The organism is Grimontia celer (assembly GCF_900055185.1).
In the GTDB taxonomy this organism is placed as follows: domain Bacteria; phylum Pseudomonadota; class Gammaproteobacteria; order Enterobacterales; family Vibrionaceae; genus Enterovibrio; species Enterovibrio celer.
Genome location: NZ_FIZX01000002.1, coordinates 608,943 through 627,251 on the forward strand (window position 1 = coordinate 608,943; position 18,309 = coordinate 627,251).

Below are 18,309 nucleotides of genomic sequence, written 5' to 3' on the forward strand. Positions count from 1 at the left end.
ACAGCCGGGCTTTTTCCAAATGGGAGAGCAATTATGAAAAGCGAGCTACCGTGCCCAGACTGCAAAACCAGTATCTCTTTTGACTTGAAAATGCTGCTTTCAGGCACCTCTTTCTCCTGTCCTTGCTGCAATTTGAAGTTCAGCCTGGACCCGGGAAGTAAACCGCAGTTAACCAAAGCGGTTGAGGGGTTTTCTGAGCTGCAGCGCCTTAACCAACAAGCCAGTGCTTCCTCTAGCCAAGTGATGGGAGGTTGATATGAACCGCGATAGTATTTCTACCAAATTCATTCTTGCTGCGCCGTTGCTGGCAATGCTTTTGTCAGGTTGCACCAAGCAGGAAAACGACGGACAAGAAATCTTACTTGGTGCTAATCCGCCATTGAAAACAGGATTGGTCGTACGGGCAGGGCAATGCTCTGCAACCGCTTTTAAGAACGGCAGTGGCGTTCATGTCAGCAGCGACGGTGACACCATCTCCGGCCTCAGCGTGAATTGCACAACCAATACCAGCAACAAAGCGGCCTATTCCAATTACCTGAACGGGATTGGAGGTTACAGCCAATACTGTGTTTCAACGGTTGCCGGGCTCAACAAAGCGGGTGCGAAGGTAGTGACTGACCCCATTCCGGGTAATCCTGAGCATTGTTTGTTGTCGGGTAAGGCGAGCAAGATTGCCACTAAGCTCACCAAGTATCCCTAAGCTCAACAGACTCTGGTGGCGAACCAGTAGCCCAAAAGCAAACGAGGTTTAATCGAATGGATTAAACCTCGTTTGCTTTATAGCGAAAGCGAGAAATTAATCGTCGTTTCTTCCCTCGCCGGCAATGGCCGCCCAACACATCAACACGCTGTTGAAGCTGCTATAAAAACCACATCGCTTATAAATAATGCCAGACCAATTACCACGCACTGAATCCGGAATAGGCTGACCTGAAGCAGTGTGAGTGACAACAATTGGATCGGAGACATTGCGGATGAAGGCATAATCGACGCCCGCTTTTGCTGCCTGATGCGCGACAACAGCATCATCCATTTCCAGAAAACAATAGGGGTCGCTCGGCTCTTCTCCTTCGATAAAATAGTAATCCGTCGTAAGAAGAGGTTGGTCTTTAGCGACTTTTATCTGCGCCTGTTTGAGATTCGCAGGGTCGAGGGGGGCATTGATCAGGTCGTCATAGGTATAAGTTGGCTGATTGGTACTTTGGTCGCCCTGTGGGTCTTGATTAAGCTCGGCGATGGCATCGCTGATGGTGTGGTCATTCCATACCTGATCCATGCCAAACATCAGAGCATCCTGAGCAGGTTGGTATAAGGACTGGGAAGGAAACCAAGTGTCGCAGGTAAAAGTTTGGTGGTTGTAATCACAGCCTTCGTTTTCCTGTTTGGCTAGAAGGATGTGTGCCTTATTGGTAACGACCGCAGCACCCAACATGTCGGTCAGTGCGCCACCTCCCGCTGTTCCTGTTGAGATTATCCGCTTTGCCCCGACGTTTTGAAGCAAAATATCAATCATGGCTTCCAGTCCTGAAATCCATGGCGGATGGGCGAGGTGAACCTGAGATTTAACCAGCAAGACACGCTGTTGCTGGTTAGCGGAGTCATTCACGCCAACCAGTTGGAAGTAAAAAATAGGATTGTCGTCAGGCGAGTCACAGTAAGGCGAGACTTCCTGATTTTCCGCATATCCCAGCCACTCTTTGCGCCAGTCGGTATCATCCGGGTAGCGTTTTTCCCCGCTGTTCAGCATGACATGATCCAGCGCCGACCACTCTGCAGATGTCCAGGTGACCAGAATGATATCTGCCTTGGGCAATTTGCCAGGCTCAATACTCAGTTGAGCGGGCGCAGATCGTTTGATGGCTTGCCAATCTACCGTGGGCAAAGGAAGTGAATTAGATGACGGTGTATTGGATGCGGCAGTGAAAAGCTGGGGCGTGCTTATATTGATATCGGTATAACGAGACACGGTTTTATCTCCTTATCTTAATTGGACGGCTTATAGCATCAAAATCAAGGTGCACTCTTTAAGCTGAACGGTATGACGGAGCGAGGTGTCCGCCGCTTGTTGACTTGAAAGTGCCAATTGCCAGCCTTCACAGTCGCCATCAAACCGGTTAAAGGTCATCTTGCCGTTTGGCTCATAGGTAAAGAAGTAAGGGTTCTGGCTTATGTCGTAGAAGGTTTGTACATCGGATAGGCTCAGCATCTCCTGAGATGCGGGTTCGTTCAGCACAGGGTGAGAGCCGAGTTCAATGCTATCCATAAAGTGGTCGATATTGACCTTGTGGTAGTTCTCGTTGGTTTTGATGAAGAAGTTTTCTGCTCCAAGGCGGAAGAAAGAAAACCGCGTCCAGCCCTGCGCCCATGTTGCTGACCATACCTTTTGGGCATAAAGCTCGGAATATGCAGGTGCGACGATTTGCATCTTCACCACATCGCCCGTTTCTTTGTTGTATGCGACGAAGAAAACATCGTTGCGATAGTAAAGCGGCTGAACAGTCGTAAACCCTTTGCCCACCCGGATGGAGGTTACTGGAATAATAGTGATAGCTTCACCGTCGAAGCGGTAAAACTGTACATAGTCTGAATCAGGGTGATAACTCAGCAGCCAAGGCTGCCCGCCGAAATAGAAGCTGTGAAGCATAGCAATGGGGTATTTGGCGGGAATCACTGCTTCTTGTTTAAAGTAGCTCTCTGTCTCGACATCGTAGGTTTTACAGACAATAAAAGTGTCTGGATCCTGCTGCGAGAAAAGAGAAAACGAGGTGCCGTTGACTTCGACACTGGTGCTGGCATTGACGGTATGGCAGTCAGTACCGATTTGGACTTTGGGCAACGTTTCCAGTTGAAGGGAGTTATCCGGCAATACCGTGACTTCGATGAGCGCTTTTGTATTCATGGCGCGTTCCTTATTTGTTGTATTGAATAGATACCTGATGTGCTATTGGTTTTAGAAAAGTGGTGTGCTGGCGCTAAGTCGACAGGCGGACATCGAGCGCCTGTCCCACAGAGACCTTGAGGCCGTCATCGTCTTCGCTGAATAGAGGGGAGATGTTCGCGATATCATGGAAAGCTTGCATGGCAATGTTGCACTGCCTGTCGCCCAAGAAGTGAATAATGCTATCAGGCCAACTCAGGGCGTCTGAGGCGAACCATAAAATGCCGTAGTCTTCCTGCAACACGGCGATGATCTCGAACAGATTTCTGTTACCTGTGATTCGTTGATTGCATAGATCCAAAAGCGCTGTGGCGACTTGGGTTTTGTTATCCAAAGCGTCGTCTGGCCACATCCAAATCAGCACACCGACATACAGTCCATGCCAGTCGATAGCTTCGCCAGAGAAGTAATACGGGATTTTCCATTGGAACTCAGAAGCGCCGGGATAGGCGATGGGAAAGTCCGAAAAGCTAGCGGGTGTCGTGCCCGCCGAGAAGTTAAACACTGTTTCATGGAGCGACGAATAGGCTCTGCCCGCAACAGTGTGTCGGGAGGCATCGAAATACATCTGCTGGGATGGATACCCGACCAATGCGATTTCATCAGGTAATCTGATTTGGCGGCAATCAGGGGCTTGGGGGACAAGAGCAGGGTAATACATCCGAAGACCCATAGGCGACATCAGTTGCATTGTGATGGGAATAAATATCTGCCCCAGTTTTTCCAGAAAACCTTGCGTATTACCTTGGTATTGCTGGCTGCGATAGCCTTGCCATACGCGGATCCCGTTCGGCGTGATGAGTTTTGTCTTCATATCTACTCCCCAAGTCTGGTTTCGATAAAGGCACAGAAAACAACAGTATTGATAGCTCTCTACTAAGAAGACAAATCCAATTTGTTATACCCCTTATAACGAAATTACTCGCTGCTCTTTTTTTGGAAGGTGTATTCGTAACGCGACATTTGGTGTATCAGCTAGGCGCTACACTCATACTAATTTGATGTTTTTGTTTTAAACGAAAATGACAACAAGAAATGCTCAGTGGTGCTCTCAACTTTTAGCAGGCAGAGGGAAGAGATAATGATGCATTTAGATCCGAAGCTGTTCCGCGCGTTTAAAGCGGTCGCGGAATCACGCAGTTTTAATGACGCAGCCGAAATGGCGGCGATGACACAAGCAAACATCAGCAAACATATCCGCAGTTTAGAAGAACAAGTTGGGTATGAGCTGTTTATCCGGACACCCAAGTGTCCGGTGATGACGGATGCTGGCAAGAAACTGCTCCAACACATCAAAAATATCGAAGATCTAAACAGCGATTTCTCTCTGGAAGTAAAGAGCGACTTCAATCAAATAGAGGGGGTTGTCGCTTATGCGATGCCGCCGTCATGTTTGCTTTCTCCTCACTTTCCCATGCTGCTTGAACGGCGTTTGGATTACCCAAGACTGGAAATTGATTTAACCCTGATCCACAACAGTCAGGTGTTCGATAAAGTGTTGTCGAGTCAGGTCGATTTTGGCTTTGTGACCGAGAAAGTCGACCATCCTAGGCTGGAGTATTTCAGCTTCTGTCAGGAAGAGTATGTGATGGTCGCAGCGCCAACCTGCGAAGTGTCTGAGATAAACGAGGAGAACATTCTCGAATACAATTACATCGAATACCCGGGGATGGATGTTTATTTCAATTTCTGGCGTCGTCACTTCTTCCCAAATCAGCATTCTATCAATGATTTATCTGTTCACTTTGCCGGGCGCATCAACAGCATTGAAGGGGCGATTTTGATGGTGCTGGGTGGCTTGGGAGTGTCAGTGTTTCCACGTCACTGTGTGCAGGAATACATCGATAGTGGGCAATTACATGAGTGCCAATTAGGCTCCACAGTATCGGAGCCACTGTTTAACCATATCTACATCATCAAGCTCAATACCTTCAATCAACCGAAACGGGTAGATAAGGTGATTTCCTGGTTTATGGATATTTCGAAAGGCAGTCATCATTGATGAAATGAATAAAAAAGGTGTGCTTAAACTGCACACCTTTCCCACGAAGGGGTTCTGAGCTAGTTAGGTAGGTTCCCAATCTGCTCGCCCATCTCCATGAGTTTACCTAGTATTCTTTCACCGTCCGCACGCAGGCCATTATGCTCGTATTCATTGGTGATCCAAGCGTGGCTGTTTGGAATGCCTTTCAGGGTTTCGCGTGAGTAATCCATTTCGACATACATGTCGTCAGCATAAACGGCGCAGGTAACAGGTACCGTGTTTTCAGTGAGTTTCTCAACATCGTAAAGTGCTGGCCAGTCCGATTTGGTGGCCAGTGCTTCTGCAGTTTGTTTGAGTGGTAGCAGGTTTTGCAATTGGTCAAACATCCACGGATAAACCATTTCACCGGTAAACAGGAAAGGTTTACCAGGTTCGTAATTAAACTCGGCGTATTCCGCATTGCGAATGCGGTGTGCAGACCAAACTGACGCCTCGCCCTGATTGTAAATCGGTTCATGCAGGAAAGCGTAAATCGGGTTGGTCTGGTAGCTTTGTTCCGTCAACATCGCCTGGAGGAAACTGACACTCAGCACTCTGCCTTGGGCGGTTTCAGTGAAGGCCTCTTCCAACAGGTAGTACATAGGCAGATTTGCACCACTTCGGCCCAAATTGATGCCAATCTGTTGGAACTGCTCAACGGTAAAGGTTTGACCGTTTGGCAGCTTCACATCGCGCGTTCGCAAGAATTCAGCAATTTCTGCGCAGCGTCTTTGTGCGGATGGGAACTGGTCAAAGAAGCCGTTGTTCTTGTCTAACACGCGTTGATACGTGGCACGGTAGACATCATCAGCATGGCGGGTGAGAGAAGGCACACCACCTGTAATGTAAACGCGATGCAGGCTTTGTGGGTAGAACGACAGATAGGTTAGAGAGCAGAAACCACCAAAGCTTTGGCCCAGAATTGACCATTTCTCCGCCCCCAACGCTTCGCGAATGGCTTCAGCGTCACGGACGATGTTATCTGCACGGAACTGGCTGATGTATTCGACCTGCTTTGCGTCGTCCATATGGCTCAAGGTCTGGTGAGTCAGCGGCGAACTCATGCCTGTACCGCGCTGATCCAGCAGTAATACACGGTGATCTTGCAGGGCGCGTTTCAGCCAGCCACTTTTTGAATCAGGACGCGGAGAGGGAAATCCTGGGCCGCCCTGAAAGTAAACCAGCCATGGAAGATTTGCGTCTGCTTTCGATAATTCCACTACCTCACGGGCAAACACGGTGATGCGAGTGCCATCTTTCTCGCTGTAGTTGAGCGGCAGGTCGAATTGGTGTTGACGAAAAAGCACGCCACTGTCGATAAAGGATTCTTGCATAATCTGTGTTCCTTGTCGTGAAGGGGAGTAGCGGCTGTCAGGAGACAGTTGAGACAGCGCTGGTGGAGTTATCAGCACTCAATTCGGACGCCAGAATGAGTTTAGCCAAGGTATCGCGAGATTTGCTTTTACTTGCGTCACTAAATTTGATGCCGAGTTGAACACCCTCGCCATTGCTGGTCACGTTCATGACCGTTCCTTCAAATTCCACGGGGTAATCAAACAGCGCATTGATGACAAACCCGATGGCTTCACCTTCATCAATGAACTGGCTGCTGGACACGCGAATGGCACAACCGCTTAACGAAAAGTCAGACAGCTTAGCCAAGGCTTTACGTCCATCAATAATGAGATGAACAATACGCGAAACAGCATATCTGGCATCAGAGCGCATGCGATGGATACTCACTTGAGGAGGCAGTGCTATCGCGATCATTTTCTCTGGGCGGTGCAATACGCTGAGAATATGGGATTTGAACGCAAAGATCTCACCATAGCGTGATGAGGTTAACCCCCGGACAACCGCCTGCATGCCGGATGTATCAGTCAGCAGTTTCGAGAGTTCGGGATCAGTGGGCGTTTCCAGCAGGATGTACTTTTTCTCGCGGTATCCTATAAGGCGTGAGGCGCCACCAAACGCTTTGATCTTGTCTTTGTACCTAAGTTCGAAAGTCAAAGGCGTTCCAACAGGCAGCGTTGGCAGGAATTCTGAAGGTGTAAGAATATCGGTGGTTTTCATGTTTCAAATAGAGCAGTTGATGCGCATCGCTTGTTTGGATGAACCTAAGCCATCTTCTTCTTCTTAATGTTGCGACACATATTGTACTGCCACGATGGTGAGGGGTAATGACTGTTTAGTCAATAGATTGAAGGGCGCCACAAAAATTCAATTAATTTGATAACAATCATTACGTTAGATTGAAGTTTGGTTGCGTAATGAGAGTGCTTTTTGGTCACCTTTCATTATCTGTTGGTTTTTTATCCGCAATTGTGCAAACACCATTCTGGCAAGGCTCGCATTTTGAGCGGCCGGTGAAGAGGTAAGAGATTTTATAGCGGTTTCTGGCAAAGAAAAGATAGGCTTTATCTGCAAACCAGCGAATAACTGGCAATCGAAGTAAACCAATCCAGCGTTTTTTCCCAACAAGAGACCAGGCTTTATGGGTGACATCTAGCCCTAACAACAAAGTACCATCGCTCAATTTGCCATGCAGAATATTGCTTGCTTCTATTGGGTCGATATCTGGAAAGCGGGTTTTGAAATCCGGTGCGAGTATATCTTCAAACTTCAGGTTTTCCGCGCGGTTAAGCGCCCGCAGCTGATCCATCTCAGCCACGCAAAGTGGACAACTGCCATCGTAAAAAAGGGTGAAGGTCATCGGAGCACTTTTATTTGTCTAATGTACTTTACAGTACGACCTTGATTTCAAATCGGATCGCCATAATATCATCCTAAGAAAGTTATCAAAGCAAAGGAGAAAGGGAATGGAGTTCTATCAGGCGTTTTTAACATTAACTTTAGTGCACTTATTAGGTGCCGCCTCACCAGGTCCAGACTTTGTGATGGTTTCGCAGCAGTCTCTCGTCCACGGTCGTCGTGCCGGCCTTCTTGTTAGTCTTGGTATTGCTCTCGGCCTTTCTGTTCACATTATATATTCCTCCATTGGCCTAGCGACTGTGATCAGTGAATCTTCGATGGTGCTGACGGTGATGAAATATCTGGCCGCGGCCTATCTGATTTACCTTGGCTGGAAGGGTATTCGCAGCAAAGCCGCGGTGGGTGATGATGAGCAAAACGTGAATGTGAAGCCCCGCTCCGCATCCAAGCTGATTTCGATGGGCTTTGTGTGTAACGCGTTGAATCCGAAAGCGCCGCTTTATTTCCTGTCGGTATTCACCCTTGTGCTGTCGCCAGAAATGCCAGTGATTGAATTATTCCTGTTAGGTGTATGGATGATGTTCATCCAGCTGGTTTGGTTTGGTTCAGTGGCGTTGGTACTTTCCAAACCTACCGTGCAGGCCAAGTTCAAGCGTATCGGCCACTGGGTTGATCGTGTGCTTGGCTCAGTGATGCTGGCATTTGGTGTGAAGTTGCTGTTTACCAGCACCAAGTAGCCTTTTGCATTACCGAAATTTATGAAAGGCCTCATTTGGGGCCTTTTTGTTTCTCCTTCATGGGTCACTCCTCAAGCTCTTTCTCAGAATGTAAATCCCCGCTGTTGATGAAATCTTCCATCCTATCGCTGTCGACGATATCAATGCGTTTGTAGCCCAATTGGATGAGCCTCTTTTTGGCGAGTAGCTTGAGTGAGCGATTGACGGTCTGTCGGGTATAGCGAAGTAAATGAGCCAGCTTGTCCTGAGTGTAAAAGATTGGGCAAATCTCGCCGTGCGAAGCGTTGAGCTTACTGAGGAGCAACAACAGCTTGGCGACGCGGTATTCGTTTTTCAGCATTGCGGAGTCTGTGGTCCACTCCATTAGTAACCGGAAGCGGTAACTGATGGCGCGGATAGCAATTTGATAGAGCTCAGGGTAGCGATTCGCCACATTTCGCATGTGTTTGGTGGGGAGTGATATCACAGTGGTATTGGTTGAGGTATAGAAGTCGTAATGCGATGGTGTGTCGTCAAAACATCCCAACCAGGTGATCCAGCTTCCTGCACCCAAAGCGGCAATACACACTTCATCGCCGTCAATGTTTCTTCCTAACAATTCGACGTGACCATTAACGACCAAGCGCATCATCTCGACGGGTTGATGAGCGGCGTTGAGCAGCGTCGGTATCTTGTAATGCTCAAGCTTTGCGCCTTGCGCCAGCTCTTCAATCGCCTCTTTCGGCAATGTGGCTAATGCTCCGTTGCTAAACAACTCATGGCGAATTTCTTCCCGTTCCAATGACGAATTTTTCAAATGTAGGGTTTTTGACATTCTCTCGATCAACGCACTGATACCGTTGTTAATGAATTGTTAAGTCGATTCTAAAGCAATTAAAACTACGAATGAGGTATCGAGAATGAAAAAACTGCGAAATCACTATCGTTCAAAGAAGATGGCGACAAGTTTAAGTCTGTTGATGATCCTTTCAGGACTCCTAGCGTCTCAGGCATCTGCAACGGAGGGTTTTGAAAGCCTGCCCGGCGAACGTTCCTGCCTGTTCCGCTATGGGCCTGTTTCAGCCGACCCCTACATCAATGTGGCATATCCCGATGCAGCGGTGAAATACTGGGGAGCAGCGTTCAGTGTTCCCAAGGGTGCCAAAATGCATCTGGAAGGCGAATTTCCTTATTCCAGATACATGTCCCTCATTAGCTATGACGAAGGAGGAAGGCCGGTCCAATCCCTGCCTGACTACGCGATAAAACCGCTGGAAGGCAGTGAGAATCCTTACCGCGAAGGGAGTCCAAGAGATAGCGAGCAACGAAGCTATTACGTCAAGGTGCGGGATGCAAAACCGTCTGAAGATTATACTGGCGCTTTGGTGCGGGATGGATTTGAATCTGATGTTATTCACGCGCCAAGCTATGCCAATGGGCAGCAAGTGTTGATTTACCGAATTTACGCGCAAGATCAAAATACTGGGGAAACCGCGGGTAGTCCGTTGCCAACTCCTGTGGTTACCTTGGCGGATGGAAAAGAGCTGCGAGGGCAGGACGCCTGTGATGCGCTAAATGCCAAGCAGATGTTAAGAGCGAATTTTAGCGCATTAGGTATTCCAGTTGCGCAATACATCGAACTTGCCGACCAGCCCGACAAGCCCCTTGGGTTTCCTGCCACAAATCCTGCGAAATGGCACATCCAGTTAGACCGAAAGAGCTTGCTGGGGATCTTTACGGGAGACATCGACCCCAACTCGCGCCGAAGTGAAGGAGGCTTTTATCCTAACCTGGATAACAACTACATTCGTACGGTGGTTAACCGTAAGTTAGGGCCCGTATTTGTGCTGAGAGCAAAGGCACCTACCACTCCGAAAACCTTTAACGGTGATAAGACCATGGGAGCCGGTGATCTGCGTTATTGGTCTGTGTGCTCCAACAAAGGTTTTGCGGACACCCGCGTGAATGATTGCCTTTATGACGAGCATATCCCGGTTGATCAAAATGGCTACTTTACCGTGGTGGTGAGCCGCGAATCAGACAGACCCAGAAATGCGTTTCCTGAGTGCGGTATTGGTTGGATTCCGATGGCAGATGATGGAGATGGCGTGTTTGATGACGATGCATCGATTGTTCAAATTCGACATATGCTGGCTAAACCTGAGTTTAAACAGGCCATTCAGAATATCTATCAGGACAAAGACATTCCTTCCGTCATGGGTGAGTACTTCCCTAAAACCTTCTACACCACAACCAGCAAGTTCGAATTGTTTTTCCCATGTTCGAATAACTAATTCATTCAAATAGACAATGCTCATCAGTTCGCAGGGCAGAGGCTAGGACCTCTGGCCGGGGTGAGTCTTGTCTGAAAATAGGCAAGGAGAGCAAGATGAAGTCATTATTTGGCTCAATCACATTGTATCTGGTCACCATGTTGGCAGCGGTTATGGTTTCTGCCACCGAGACCATTGTTGGGGATAAAGATGATCCTACCTCTATCAGTTCATTTGTGGGTTTACGGACAGGTACAAACGGATATGGCGCCATTTTTCAGGTCGGCCTCAATGATGAAGAAAGCACCTTTGGACACAACAGTTTCTTTCAATTGAAGAACGATTTTGAAACCGCTCATTTGCGTCATTTTTCTGTGTACAAAGGAAGCGGCACCGGAATTTTCTTTGATGGTCAACATGACAACAGCGGTCAGTTTGCGGTGAACAGGGCATCACTGGGTGTGATTCAAATCATTCCGGTTGGCGACAATTTAAGAATGAATCCGGCATTGCTCTACGGCGAGACCTGGACAGATGATGAACGGGTAAAACGGACTGCTTTTCCGAATACCTCTATCGCGACCTTGTATACCTTTGTGCGTTGGCAAGTGAGCGATGACTGGTTCGTCAATCTGGTTCCCCAGTACACCTACAGTCTGGATGGCAGGAAGATCAGGTTGTTTGAAATGGTGACTCAGGTTGGTCACAACATTTCACCGGAAACCAGTTTAGCCATTAATGCTGATGAAGATGACGAGTTTTGGCTGACGATTAAGCACGCGTTTTGACTGAAGGGAGAAAATGAAAGCCTCAAGCGAGGCTTTCATTTTTAACTTGTTAGTAAGGCGCTGTACCACGGATTGGGTAGTTGTTATCTGGATTACGAATCCACGCCAGACCATTCACCAGCGTTTCTACATCAGGGCGAACGAATGGGTTATTGGAAATATCGACGACTTGCACTGTACCTTGCTCGTTAATCACGAAAAGTCCTGGCTCAGCAAAGTTGTGGTCAGTTTCCTGCTCTGAACGCGGAAGAGAAACCCAAAGACCCAGCTCTTTCATTTGCGCTTCAGATAAGCCGTATGCAAGCGGGAAGGACACTTCCAAGCGCTCCATGTGCTCTTCGAGCTGAGCGCTGCTGTCACCAGATGCAGCAACGATATCGATGCCAATATCCGCCAGTTTATCTTTGTAATCTTCAAGATGGTTCAGGTAGCGCGTACACATTGGACAGTGACGACCGCGGTAAATCACTACCATCTGCCAGGTTGCTCCCTCGCGCGGCTTGCCAAGCGTATGCTCGCCGCCTTCAAGATCCTTCAGCGTTATTGATGGGAATTCGCCTCCCGCAGCCAGTTTGTTTGAATATGCCATTTTCTAGCCTCCCAGTTGTGATTCCAAGTGCGCTTTAAAGCGGATCTTGTCGTTTTCTGTGTCTGGATTTTTCATCACGTCAAAACACGCGAAAGTGTTTAAAGCTTCCATGTCGAAGAAGCGGAAGTTTAGGTGCATCGGCAAGAACATGTCATCAACCCCTTTGCCTTGCAGCAGCCATTGGCCTTCATCATCAAACGCTTCTTTCGGGGCGTTGTAAGTCAGAGAAAGCATGTACTTCTTGCCGCTGAGGGTTCCGCCAGTGCCATACTGATCATCGGTGTCACGATGACGGCCATCACCAGCGCAGAGTTCACCGCCCATACCCGCAGTGTAGACTTCGTCCATGTACTTCTTCATTTTCCATGACACACCCATCCAATTGACCGGGGATTGCAGGATAACAACGTCAGCCCATTGGTGTTTTTCGATTTCTTCTGCCACCTCATAGTCTTCACTTGAAGACAATCTTACGCTGTGACCCAGTGCTGTTAGTGTCTCAGAAGCCACATTTACCATTGCTTTGTTCAAGTGACCTTCAGAGAACGGATAGTAGTGGTGACCATTGATAACCAGGATGTTCATTTCTGCCTCTTTGCATGCGTTATTGTTTTTACTTCGCATACTTTGCTAACCTAGGTTACCACTGTCAACCAGTATACTTTTAGTAACCATTTGGTGAGTAATTGCTAAATTGAGAAAATATTAGTTAGATTCAGAAGGTAAGATAGGGCTGTAATTTATGAGGTGCGGCTGATCTTTGGTGATGATTGTTGCAATAACAACACTTACCCAAAGGTCAACAGACCCTAACAACTAGACTAGACGCAGTGGGTCACACATTGATTCGCTTTTGCGACTTAACTCAGTCAGTCACTAAGGAAAGCTATGGCAGACAATAAAAACAAGGTTCTGGTGCTGTTTGCGCATCCTTCGCAAAGGCGATCAGAAGTGAACGCGCCACTCTATAAAGTGGCTCAGTCCGTGGAGGGAGTGACAACCGTTGACCTTTACGCTGAATATCCCGATTACCACATCAATATCGATCTGGAGCAAAAACGTCTTCTTGAGCATGATGTGGTGATTTTCCAGTTTCCTCTCTATTGGTATTCCACGCCGTCCATTTTGAAAGAATGGCAAGATTTGGTGTTGGAATATGGCTTTGCCTATGGCTCGAAAGGCACTGCGCTGCACGGAAAGCAATTTTTATGTGCTATCACTGCTGGGGGTAAGGAAGAAGCCTATAAAGCAGATGGTTTTAACCACTTTAAAATCCGTGAGCTGTTGGCACCTATGGAGCAAATGGCCAATCTGACGGGTATGAATTATCTCGCACCTTATGCGTTGTTTGGTTCCCGGACTGCGGTGGAAGACGGCAAAGTTTCACGACATACGTCCAGCTATGAAATGCTGTTGAATGCGTTTGTGAACGGCACTGTCGATCTGGAAAAGGCAGCGGCGAGCGAGAAAATTACCGCAACCAATATTGGTCACGTGCTCAAGGAAGGTGAGTCATGACAGGGATTTTTCTTCAGGCATTCATTTACCTGATTGCTGCCGTTGTTGCAGTGCCAATTGCCAAGAAACTGGGCTTGGGCTCCGTACTGGGTTATCTGATTGCTGGTGTGGTCATCGGTCCTGTGATTGGTTTGGTGGGTGACGAAACCACCACCATTCAGCATTTTGCGGAATTCGGTGTCGTGATGATGCTGTTTTTGGTCGGCCTTGAGCTTGAGCCAAAAATGCTGTGGGCGATGCGCAATAAACTGCTCGGTTTGGGTGGCTTACAGGTCGGCCTGACTGCGGCCATCGTCATGGGTATTGCACTGGCGCTGAATCAGGTATGGAGCGTCGCGCTGGCGATTGGTCTCATCTTCGCGCTGTCTTCTACCGCCATCGTGCTGCAAACCTTCAATGAAAAGCGTTTGACCAAAACCGAAGGTGGTCGCAGCGCATTTTCTGTGTTGTTGTTCCAGGATATTGCCGTCATCCCAATGCTGGCGTTTATCCCGCTTCTGGCATTGCCTGAACTGGTAGAACAGGCTCAATCTGCCGCCGCTGCAGCGGCTGATCACCATGAAGAAATGAGTCTGGTGGCTGGTCTTCCGGGCTGGGCGCTGGGCTTGGTCATCACAGGTGCAATTGCGGGTGTGGTTGTTGGCGGGCATTTCTTAAGCCGTCCACTTTTCCGCTTTGTGGCAAGCTCTGGTCTTCGCGAAATCTTTACTGCGACAGCATTGATGCTGGTGATTGGAATCGCCGCGCTGATGAGCTTGATTGGACTTTCCCCTGCACTGGGAACTTTCCTTGCGGGTGTCGTACTGGCGAACAGTGAATTCCGCCACGAGTTGGAATCTAACATTGAGCCGTTTAAAGGCTTGTTGTTGGGCTTGTTCTTTATCACCGTCGGCGCGGGCATTAACTTTGGCATTCTGTTTGATGATTTCTTTGTCATCATTGGATTAACCATTGGTTTGATGGTTCTGAAGGCGGCGATTCTGTTCATTCTGTCGCTGATTTTTAAAATCAAAGGAACGGCTCGTTGGCTGTTTACCCTGAGCCTTGCGCAAGCAGGTGAATTTGGTTTCGTGTTGCTGAGTTTCTCCATGCAGAACCATGTACTGCCAATGGACGTTGCACAATTGCTGTCTCTGGTGGTGGCGATTTCGATGTTCCTGACGCCGGGCTTATTCATCTTGTATGACAAAGTGATTCTGCCGCGCTTCGAGAAAAGCTCGAACGATCGTGAAGCCGATGAAATTGAGGAGCAGGGCAGTGTAATTATCGCGGGTGTTGGCCGTTTTGGTCAGGTAGTGAACCGTATGTTGACGGCTAATGGTGTGAAAACCGTCGTCCTTGACTACGAAGCGACGCAGGTGGAAAACCTTCGTCAAATCAACATCAAAAGCTACTTTGGCGACGCAACGCGACCAGAGCATCTACACACCGCAGGGATTGAAGAAGCGGCCTTGCTGGTAGTGTCGATGGACAATCAGGAAACCACGACAGAGCTGGTGGAATACGTTAGACAGACCTATCCAAATGTGAAGATCCTAGCTCGTGCATTTGACCGCGGACATGCATACATGCTTCGTCATGCGGGTGCGGATTATGTGGTGAAAGAGACCTTCCATTCTGCGCTTGAACTTGGTTCGGAGGCGCTGCGAGCATTGGGCACACACCCATTCACGGTAGAGCAGCAGAAAGCGACGTTTAACCGTATTGAGAAGGACAGTTCTGAGAAGCTCTATGAATCCTGGATGGGGGGCGAGGAGTCCAAGTCTTACGATACCCATTACCAGCATCTGTTTATCCAGCTTGAAGAAACCATTCGTGAAGCGATGAGCGAAGACAGAATGGATCGTCACAGCATGACAGAGCGTGAGTGGACGCCGCCGCCCAAAGGTTACCTCGATGACTTCAACGATGACGCTGAAGACAAATCCGAGGAAAAACCAGCCTGATGCTATTGGTCCCGTTTCGCGATGAGAACGCACCACAGATCTGCGATTGGATAAAAAGTGCCCGGGATAACTTCCTATGGGGAGGCCCGGCCTTTGAGTTTCCTTTGCAGGTCGATAAAGTGCGCGAACACATTGCGAAAAAGGAGGTCACTCCTTATCTGGTGATGCACGACGGCATTGCCGTCGGTTACATCGATATTTACCAGGTTTCCAAGTCTGAAGTCCGTTTATGTCGGGTGTTGATTGCCGACACATCGGCACGTGGTCAGGGGCTGGGGAAACAATTGGTTTCACTGGCGCTTGATGTGGTGAGCGAAGATCCAAAAATTCGCACTGCGTCGCTGGCCGTATTCGCGCATAACGAGGCGGCGGTTCGCTGTTACAAATCGTTAGGTTTTGAATTGCTTCCCGATGAAACAAAAACACGTGAGTTTCAGGGAGAGGAGTGGACACTCTACCGGATGACAAAGCAGATCGCTTAACGGCTCAATGAAGTTAGAAAAGCCAGACAGGCTGTACAGGATGTCTGGCTTTTTTCTTTCTATTACAGCAGGTTATCTCCACATGCTGCCAGAGTAAATAATCGCCTAAATAGCGATAAATTTGTGATCTTGGTTCATTAAATAGATCGATTGGCAAATTTTGATGAAGAAAAAGATTGTGCGATATCAATTTCTGAATACGATGCGCGCCATTCCACAGTCAACGGCAAACTGCCTGAAAAGGTAGGACGCAAAGCTTCCGGTCTAAGAGTGATTTGAATGTCACTTACGATAGCGGGGCCGCCATTTTCGAAAGCCAGTATTCAGGGCCGAAAATGTTCCGATGCGAAAGTTTGTCCGTGCTTGGTTAACAAAACAAAAATAGCCATTAGGAAGCACACAAATGCTCAAACTCAAAACCACTCTTCTGCCAGTCGCGGCAGCGCTTTTCAGCGCAAGTGTTATGTCCCACGGTTACATCAGTGCCAAAGACGGTGGCATTGCTGCTGGCCGTGCCGCGCTTTGTAAATACAGCACACCAACCGGCGAGCAGAACTCTGCGTGTGGTCAGGTTCAATGGGAACCTCAAAGCGTTGAAGGCCCAGAAGGCTTTCCTGAGTTCGGTCCTGAAGACGGCAAAATCGCCAGTGCTGGCTTGATTCAGTTTTCTCCGCTTGACGAACAAACCGCATCGCGCTGGGTAAAACAGCCAATCAAATCGGGTATGAACGACTTCGAGTGGACCTTTACGGCTAACCACGTCACCCGTAACTGGGAATACTACATCACAAAAGCAGATTGGAACCCGAACCTGCCGCTGGCGCGCAGCACCTTCGATCTGAATCCTTTCTGTGTGGTTGAAGGCAACATGCAAAAGCCACCGAAAACCATGCTGCACAGCTGTGATGTGCCAGAGCGTGAAGGTTACCACGTGATTCTGGCGGTATGGGACGTGGGTGATACTGCTGCTGCGTTCTATAACGTCATTGACGTGCAATTTGATGGTGACCTGCCTGTACTGCCAGAGTGGACGCAAGGCGGCCAAATCAACCCAGGTATGAACCTAACAAAGGGTGATGCCGTGTTTACCCGTGTATTTGATTCAGAAGGCGAGCGCCCAGAGTTGTCTACCCGTCTTGACATCGACAGTGCAAAAGCCGGTGAAGCGAATACCTGGTCTTACAATCTGGCGACCAAAATCAACCAGAAAAATGAGAACATCCAGGCGGGTCAGCGTGATGCCAACGGCGCGTTTAACCCAGTGTTTGGCGCAAACCCAATCTACCTGAAATCAGCCAGCGGTTTGACCCGTGTAGAAGTGGGCTACGAGATTGAATCACCCGAGCCGGAATACACCGTGACCATTGATGGTGTGGCGCAGGAATATGTGATTAGTGACGGCAAGGTGGCGCTGGATCTGGCTGTGACCGCTTCTGGCGATCTGACCGTTGAAATGACAGTTTATAACCATGCTCAGGAAGCACTGGCGTACGAAAAACTGTCTCTGGCTGATGGCACATCGACCGCTGTTGATATGGTGCTGGAAAACGCAAAAGCCGGTCACCATATGCTGGTATCCCGAGCAAAAGATGCAGAAGGCAATCTGGTCGATCAGCAAATGTTTGACTTCTTCTTACTGGAACAAGGCGAGCAATGTGGCACAGACCCTGAAGCCGTTAACCACCCAGCTTGGTCAAATGCGACGACGTATACTGGCGGTGAGAAAGTTAACTTCAATGGCTTGGTATGGGAAGCGAAATACTGGGTTCAGGGCGCTTCACCGGATTCCAGTGATGCGTGGAAACTGATCAGTCAAATGCCAGTAGCGTGGACATCAGGTAAAGCGTATTTGGCGGGTGAGCAAGTGATCTTCGAAGGTCGTCTATATCAGGCAAACTGGTGGGTAAACAGCAGCCCAGCCTCTGCACCAGAAGCGTGGAGTGACAAAGGTGCTTTCGACTGCGAATAAGCAGCATAATTAAAAGAACATAGAAGCAAAAAAAAGCCCGGTGCGGGGGACTGCACCGGGCTTTTTTCTTAGGTGAGTGCTGTAGTTAACGGTTTAACGCTAACACTCAATCATGAAGCTTTTTATGCAGCTTCTCGATCAAGGCTTTGAGCTCGCTTGCCGCAAGTTTGCTGAACTCTTTTACATTCGCACCGTTGTGTTCAGTGTCTTCAATGACGGCTTCAAGGTTGTCGATCATCAAGTGCTTTTGACGTTCTTCCTCCTCTTGTGCGGCGAGTTCCAACTGAGACAAGAGTCGGCGTGCGCGGTTGATCTCTTCAACCAGCTCGTCGTAAGACATTTTGGTATCTGGCAT

The 18,309-nt window shown here is 48.6% G+C and carries 20 protein-coding genes and 1 riboswitch; of the genes, 10 read left to right on the forward strand and 10 right to left on the reverse strand.

Annotated features, from left to right (window positions below; translation table 11 throughout):
- The first annotated feature begins 33 nt into the window (after positions 1-33).
- Together GCE9029_RS12915 and GCE9029_RS12920 are read left to right on the forward strand one after the other, a co-directional pair.
- Positions 34-255, forward strand: a complete 222-nt coding sequence (locus GCE9029_RS12915; protein WP_062663657.1) for a hypothetical protein — start codon at positions 34-36, stop codon at positions 253-255.
- A gap of 1 nt (position 256) precedes the next feature.
- Positions 257-700 (forward strand): hypothetical protein, encoded by a 444-nt coding sequence (locus GCE9029_RS12920; RefSeq protein WP_062663658.1) that lies wholly within the window; start codon positions 257-259, stop codon positions 698-700.
- Positions 701-796: 96 nt separating this feature from the next.
- On the opposite strand, the gene GCE9029_RS12925 is transcribed toward GCE9029_RS12920, so the two are convergent.
- The 3 genes from GCE9029_RS12925 to GCE9029_RS12935 form a co-directional block, all read right to left on the reverse strand.
- Complete coding sequence (locus GCE9029_RS12925; protein ID WP_062663659.1) at positions 797-1,966, reverse strand: hypothetical protein; 1,170 nt, start codon at positions 1,964-1,966, stop codon at positions 797-799.
- Positions 1,967-1,996: 30 nt separating this feature from the next.
- Positions 1,997-2,899 (reverse strand): hypothetical protein, encoded by a 903-nt coding sequence (locus tag GCE9029_RS12930; protein WP_062663660.1) that lies wholly within the window; start codon positions 2,897-2,899, stop codon positions 1,997-1,999.
- Positions 2,900-2,972: 73 nt separating this feature from the next.
- On the reverse strand, positions 2,973-3,752 hold the full coding sequence (locus GCE9029_RS12935; protein WP_062663661.1) for a hypothetical protein: 780 nt from the start codon (positions 3,750-3,752) through the stop codon (positions 2,973-2,975).
- Positions 3,753-4,019: 267 nt separating this feature from the next.
- Between GCE9029_RS12935 and GCE9029_RS12940 the strand changes: the two genes are divergently transcribed.
- A complete protein-coding gene (locus GCE9029_RS12940; RefSeq protein WP_062663662.1) occupies positions 4,020-4,940 on the forward strand; it encodes a LysR family transcriptional regulator in 921 nt (306 codons plus the stop codon).
- A 59-nt stretch (positions 4,941-4,999) separates the two neighbouring features.
- Here the strand turns inward: GCE9029_RS12940 and GCE9029_RS12945 are convergent, their stop codons facing one another.
- The 3 genes from GCE9029_RS12945 to GCE9029_RS12955 all read right to left on the reverse strand — a co-directional run bounded on the left by GCE9029_RS12945 (position 5,000) and on the right by GCE9029_RS12955 (position 7,674).
- Complete coding sequence (locus GCE9029_RS12945; protein WP_062663663.1) at positions 5,000-6,295, reverse strand: alpha/beta fold hydrolase; 1,296 nt, start codon at positions 6,293-6,295, stop codon at positions 5,000-5,002.
- A 37-nt stretch (positions 6,296-6,332) separates the two neighbouring features.
- A complete protein-coding gene (locus GCE9029_RS12950) occupies positions 6,333-7,034 on the reverse strand; it encodes a PilZ domain-containing protein (protein ID WP_062663664.1) in 702 nt (233 codons plus the stop codon).
- A 214-nt stretch (positions 7,035-7,248) separates the two neighbouring features.
- Entirely contained in the window at positions 7,249-7,674 is a 426-nt protein-coding gene (locus tag GCE9029_RS12955; RefSeq protein WP_062663665.1) for a thiol-disulfide oxidoreductase DCC family protein, read from the reverse strand.
- A 106-nt stretch (positions 7,675-7,780) separates the two neighbouring features.
- Between GCE9029_RS12955 and GCE9029_RS12960 the strand changes: the two genes are divergently transcribed.
- Positions 7,781-8,410: a LysE family translocator gene (locus GCE9029_RS12960; protein ID WP_002541851.1), complete on the forward strand. Its 630-nt coding sequence runs from the start codon at positions 7,781-7,783 to the stop codon at positions 8,408-8,410.
- A 64-nt stretch (positions 8,411-8,474) separates the two neighbouring features.
- On the opposite strand, the gene GCE9029_RS26000 is transcribed toward GCE9029_RS12960, so the two are convergent.
- Positions 8,475-9,224: a Crp/Fnr family transcriptional regulator gene (locus GCE9029_RS26000; RefSeq protein ID WP_082804350.1), complete on the reverse strand. Its 750-nt coding sequence runs from the start codon at positions 9,222-9,224 to the stop codon at positions 8,475-8,477.
- Between the two features lie 85 nt (positions 9,225-9,309).
- Between GCE9029_RS26000 and GCE9029_RS12970 the strand changes: the two genes are divergently transcribed.
- On the forward strand, positions 9,310-10,683 hold the full coding sequence (locus GCE9029_RS12970) for a hypothetical protein (protein WP_197475361.1): 1,374 nt from the start codon (positions 9,310-9,312) through the stop codon (positions 10,681-10,683).
- A 95-nt stretch (positions 10,684-10,778) separates the two neighbouring features.
- Positions 10,779-11,450, forward strand: coding sequence for a hypothetical protein (locus GCE9029_RS12975; protein WP_062663666.1), 672 nt, complete (start codon positions 10,779-10,781; stop codon positions 11,448-11,450).
- A gap of 49 nt (positions 11,451-11,499) precedes the next feature.
- Here GCE9029_RS12975 and GCE9029_RS12980 read toward each other — a convergent pair whose 3' ends face one another.
- Together GCE9029_RS12980 and GCE9029_RS12985 are read right to left on the reverse strand one after the other, a co-directional pair.
- Positions 11,500-12,039 carry a peroxiredoxin family protein gene (locus GCE9029_RS12980; protein WP_062663667.1) on the reverse strand — a complete coding sequence of 180 codons (540 nt, stop codon included), beginning with the start codon at positions 12,037-12,039 and terminating at the stop codon, positions 11,500-11,502.
- A 3-nt stretch (positions 12,040-12,042) separates the two neighbouring features.
- Positions 12,043-12,624 carry an NAD(P)H-dependent oxidoreductase gene (locus tag GCE9029_RS12985; RefSeq protein WP_062663668.1) on the reverse strand — a complete coding sequence of 194 codons (582 nt, stop codon included), beginning with the start codon at positions 12,622-12,624 and terminating at the stop codon, positions 12,043-12,045.
- Positions 12,625-12,927: 303 nt separating this feature from the next.
- Here GCE9029_RS12985 and GCE9029_RS12990 point away from each other — a divergent pair, with 303 nt between their 5' ends.
- The 4 genes from GCE9029_RS12990 (at position 12,928) to gbpA (ending at position 17,954) form a co-directional block, all read left to right on the forward strand.
- On the forward strand, positions 12,928-13,557 hold the full coding sequence (locus GCE9029_RS12990) for an NAD(P)H-dependent oxidoreductase (protein ID WP_062663669.1): 630 nt from the start codon (positions 12,928-12,930) through the stop codon (positions 13,555-13,557).
- Complete coding sequence (locus tag GCE9029_RS12995; protein ID WP_062663670.1) at positions 13,554-15,503, forward strand: monovalent cation:proton antiporter-2 (CPA2) family protein; 1,950 nt, start codon at positions 13,554-13,556, stop codon at positions 15,501-15,503. Before GCE9029_RS12990 ends, GCE9029_RS12995 begins: the two co-directional genes overlap by 4 nt.
- Complete coding sequence (locus tag GCE9029_RS13000; protein WP_062663671.1) at positions 15,503-15,985, forward strand: GNAT family N-acetyltransferase; 483 nt, start codon at positions 15,503-15,505, stop codon at positions 15,983-15,985. Before GCE9029_RS12995 ends, GCE9029_RS13000 begins: the two co-directional genes overlap by 1 nt.
- Positions 15,986-16,200: 215 nt before the next feature.
- A riboswitch (cyclic di-GMP riboswitch) is annotated at positions 16,201-16,293 on the forward strand.
- A gap of 95 nt (positions 16,294-16,388) precedes the next feature.
- Positions 16,389-17,954, forward strand: a complete 1,566-nt coding sequence (gene gbpA, locus GCE9029_RS13005; protein WP_062663672.1) for an N-acetylglucosamine-binding protein GbpA — start codon at positions 16,389-16,391, stop codon at positions 17,952-17,954.
- Between the two features lie 106 nt (positions 17,955-18,060).
- On the opposite strand, the gene GCE9029_RS13010 is transcribed toward gbpA, so the two are convergent.
- Positions 18,061-18,309 (reverse strand): hypothetical protein, encoded by a 249-nt coding sequence (locus tag GCE9029_RS13010; protein WP_062663673.1) that lies wholly within the window; start codon positions 18,307-18,309, stop codon positions 18,061-18,063.